Annotated in this window: 3 protein-coding genes; all 3 read right to left on the bottom strand. The window is 61.7% G+C overall.

Going from position 1 to position 3,296, the window contains the following annotated elements; all coding sequences use genetic code 11:
- A partial coding sequence (locus VMR39_RS00790) for an ABC transporter permease (protein WP_325413397.1) occupies nucleotides 1-672 on the bottom strand: 672 nt, incomplete at its 3' end.
- A 1,012-nt stretch (nucleotides 673-1,684) separates the two neighbouring features.
- Nucleotides 1,685-2,800 (bottom strand): MBL fold metallo-hydrolase, encoded by a 1,116-nt coding sequence (locus VMR39_RS00785; RefSeq protein ID WP_325413395.1) that lies wholly within the window; start codon nucleotides 2,798-2,800, stop codon nucleotides 1,685-1,687.
- 116 nt (nucleotides 2,801-2,916) lie between these two features.
- On the bottom strand, nucleotides 2,917-3,296 hold a 380-nt coding region (locus tag VMR39_RS00780), incomplete at its 5' end, for an FAD-binding oxidoreductase (RefSeq protein ID WP_325413393.1).

Below are 3,296 nucleotides of genomic sequence, written 5' to 3'. Positions count from 1 at the left end.
AAACCAGCCGCCGCGCATGGCTTCAAGACCGTGCGTGATCGGGTTGACCAGCACGACGTCGCGCATGCCCCTCGGCATGCTCGATACCGAATACATGACCGCGGAAAGAAAGTAGAGCGGCGTGAAGACGATGCGAATGAGCTTGCCCAGGCCCGGCAACAGTGTGCCGATGACGGAAAACATCAGGCCGAGGCCCAGCCCGAACGCCCACAGCAGGAATGCGGACCACATGACGAGCAGCGGATCGGCGGGCCGCACATCGATGTCGAGCAACGCCAGTGCGGCGAGCAGCACGGCGCCGACGATGACATACAGGAATGCCTCGACCGTGGCGCGTACCAGCACCGTGTCGACCGGCTGTACCTGGCGGTACGAAAACAAGGCCTGGTTCGCGTTGATGGCTTCCATGCCCCGTTGCGCGATATTGCGCACCAGGAAGAATCCCCACACGCCGACGAGGATGAACACTTCGATGTTCGCGTCCTGCCGGACCTGATGCCTGATCACGCCGAACACCACCATCAGGAAAATGATGTGCGCCGCTGGCTCGAGCAGGATCCAGATCCAGGCCGCCCGCGCGCCGGCCAGGCGCGCGCTGGCCTCGCGAAGGAACAGCGCTCGCCATACGGAAACTGCGATGGAGACGTCCGACCGGACTGAAGTCCGGCTCATTGCAGGAGGTCGCGGCTATCTGCGATGTCGACGCAAACGTGGACCAAGCTGCACTTGGGAACGAATTGGTGCTGGAGGCTAGCCGGAATCAATTCCGGCATGCCCTGATCATGAATTCCCGTCGCCATGGCGTTGGCCCGGTGCTGGCCCATCCCTGCCACCAAGCTCTCCGCCCCCGCGCCCTCAACACTTTCCCGAACTGCTGCGCTCATTATTCGCTTCTGTTTTTTGCTGACCCCGACCGCTTTTCTGCGGCCACTTACTTTTTGCAGGGCGCAATAATAAGCGTACGGAGCGCGTGGCGCAACATCCGGTAACAAAATACAACTTCTCCCCCACAAGGGGGATGACGTCACTTGAAAGCGCACTTTGTGGCTTTCAGTCGACCAGCGATACCCTTTCGTGCGGCCTATCCTTCACCCGGCAATCCGCGCCGCAGAAGGGTTCCAAATAGAATGTAACAAAAAGTAGGCAATTGTCTGATTAAAATGCCGATCAGCAATTTTGCGCCAGATCAACATTTGTTCAGCGAGATCCTATAATGTCCTTTATAAAATACATTAATTATAAAAATAGTAATCCAAGAATTTTACATGCTGATTCGCGAGAAAATAAATTTCGAATATATTATGACGCACTCGCCTTGGTTGTTTCTACGGAAACATATCGACGTGCAAATTTCTTGGGCTTGAGTGCCTAAAAGTAAAGTCCTCAATGAACTTGACGAGAAATACAGTCCTGCAGCAGTGAGTTGCTAGTACCCGGGTACATACGCGCCATTTGAACTAGCGCCGAAACCAGCAATGCGCCGTACCGAGGCTATTGTTGGCCGTCATGAATCCCTTGCTGATTGCAATCGGATTCACATCGACACCTCGCTCCCGCGCCGAACCCATCGGCGGACTGCTCAGCCGCGCTTGCCATCAGCCTGAGGGAGGCGGCGACCCGTTGCAGGCCGCCAACACTGTGGCAAGGAAAGGGAAGGCACAGGATCTACAGGAACGACTCCCGGTCAGACCATCCGGTACCAGTAGCACTGCCCATCCCCTACTTCCCGCACCACCTCCCCCCGCGCCAGCAAGTAATTCAAATGCGCGACACTCTCCCCCGTCGCCATCCCCAGCAAACCGCCACTCCCAGTGATCGGCCGCGAGAACAGTTCACCGAATACATCCACCGCCCGCTTCGGCGTGACCAACGCCCCGCGCAACCTATCCAGCGCCTGCATCTGGCTAGCCCGCAGATAGTCGATCCGCGCATGCAACCCCCGAAACGGTTCGTTATGCGCGGGCAGCACCAGCACATCGTCCGGCACGGCGGCGCGCACCTTGTCGAGGGAGTCCAGCCAGTCGGCCATCGGGTCGGCATCGGGCTCGGTCGGGAACACCGATACGTTGGACGAAATGCGCGGCAGCACCTGGTCGCCCGATACCAGCAGTTTCAGCGCCGGGCAGTACAGGCAGGCGTGTTCGGGGGAATGGCCGGTGCCGACGATGACCTGCCAGTCGTGCGCGCCGATGCGGACGGTATCGCCATCGGACAGCCGGCGGAAGCTCTCGGGCAAGGCGTGGACATATTTGCCGAAGCCGCCGAAGCGGGTGCGGTAGACCTCGATCGCCTCGTCGTCCCAGCCGGCCTTGCGATAGAAGGCGATGGCGTCGTCCGGGGCGGCGCGACCGGTATCGGCGGCGAGTACGCGGCACATCAGGTATTCCAGCCGCGTCATCCACAATTGGCAGTCGAACTTGCCGGTCAGCCAGCCGGCCATGCCGATGTGGTCGGGATGCATATGGGTCACGAACAGGCGGGTCAGCCCGCCGTCGAGCGCGCCGCCGTCGGCGAACAGTGCGCGCCAAGCCTGCGCGGTTTCGGGGGTCTGCAGGCCGGAATCGACGGCGGCCCAGCCGTCTCCATCGCGGATGGCCCACAGGTTGATATGGTTCAGGCCGAGCGGCATCGGCATGCGCAGCCACAGCACGCCGGGGGCGACTTCCCGGGCCTGGCCGGGTTCGGGGGCGTCGCCGCAGGGATAGTCGAGTTCGGGTTTTTGCAGGGAGATGGGGGCAGCTGCGAGCGCGATGTCGGGGGATTGGGCGGTCATCGGTGTCTGGGCCGGTGGGCCGGCCATGCTGTGAGCCGTGACCGTGGGCAGCGATGCCCCGGCCCGGCGCGTTCTGGATAGCTGACACCTTAGCCCAGTTGGACGATTCCTGCCACGCGCGCCCTGCCCGCGCCCGGGGGAGACTAGCGCGCCGGGGTCGGCAGCACCTTGCCCGGATTGAGCAGGTTCAGCGGATCGAGCGCCTGCTTTACCTGCCACATCAGTTCCAGCTCCACCTGCGATTTGTAGCGCGCCAGGTCGTCGCGCTTGGCCACGCCGATGCCGTGCTCGGCGGAAATCGAGCCGTTTTCCGCGTGCGCCATGCCGTCAACCAGCGCGGAGACCGGTTCATACCATTGCGCCAGGAAGTCCCGGGCGGGCTGGTCCCTGGGACGCAGCGGGTTGAAGTGGACGTTGCCGTCGCCCATATGGCCGTAGATCACCATGCCGTGCCCGTGGAGGACGTTGAGGTCTTCGTCGACCAGCAGCAGATTGCCGGCGCTGATCTCGTCGAAGCCCAGGC

The sequence above is a fragment of the Sphingobium sp. genome (genome assembly GCF_035511395.1).
Classification (GTDB): Bacteria; Pseudomonadota; Alphaproteobacteria; order Sphingomonadales; family Sphingomonadaceae; genus Sphingobium.
The sequence above is the reverse complement of the archived record's forward strand: the minus strand, read 5'-3'. Positions and strand labels throughout refer to the sequence as shown.

What these genes read in the sequence shown, in the direction of transcription:
- VMR39_RS00785 (WP_325413395.1), bottom strand. Translation starts at nt 2,800, where the DNA reads ATGGCCGGCCCACCGGCCCAGACACCGATGACCGCCCAATCCCCCGAC.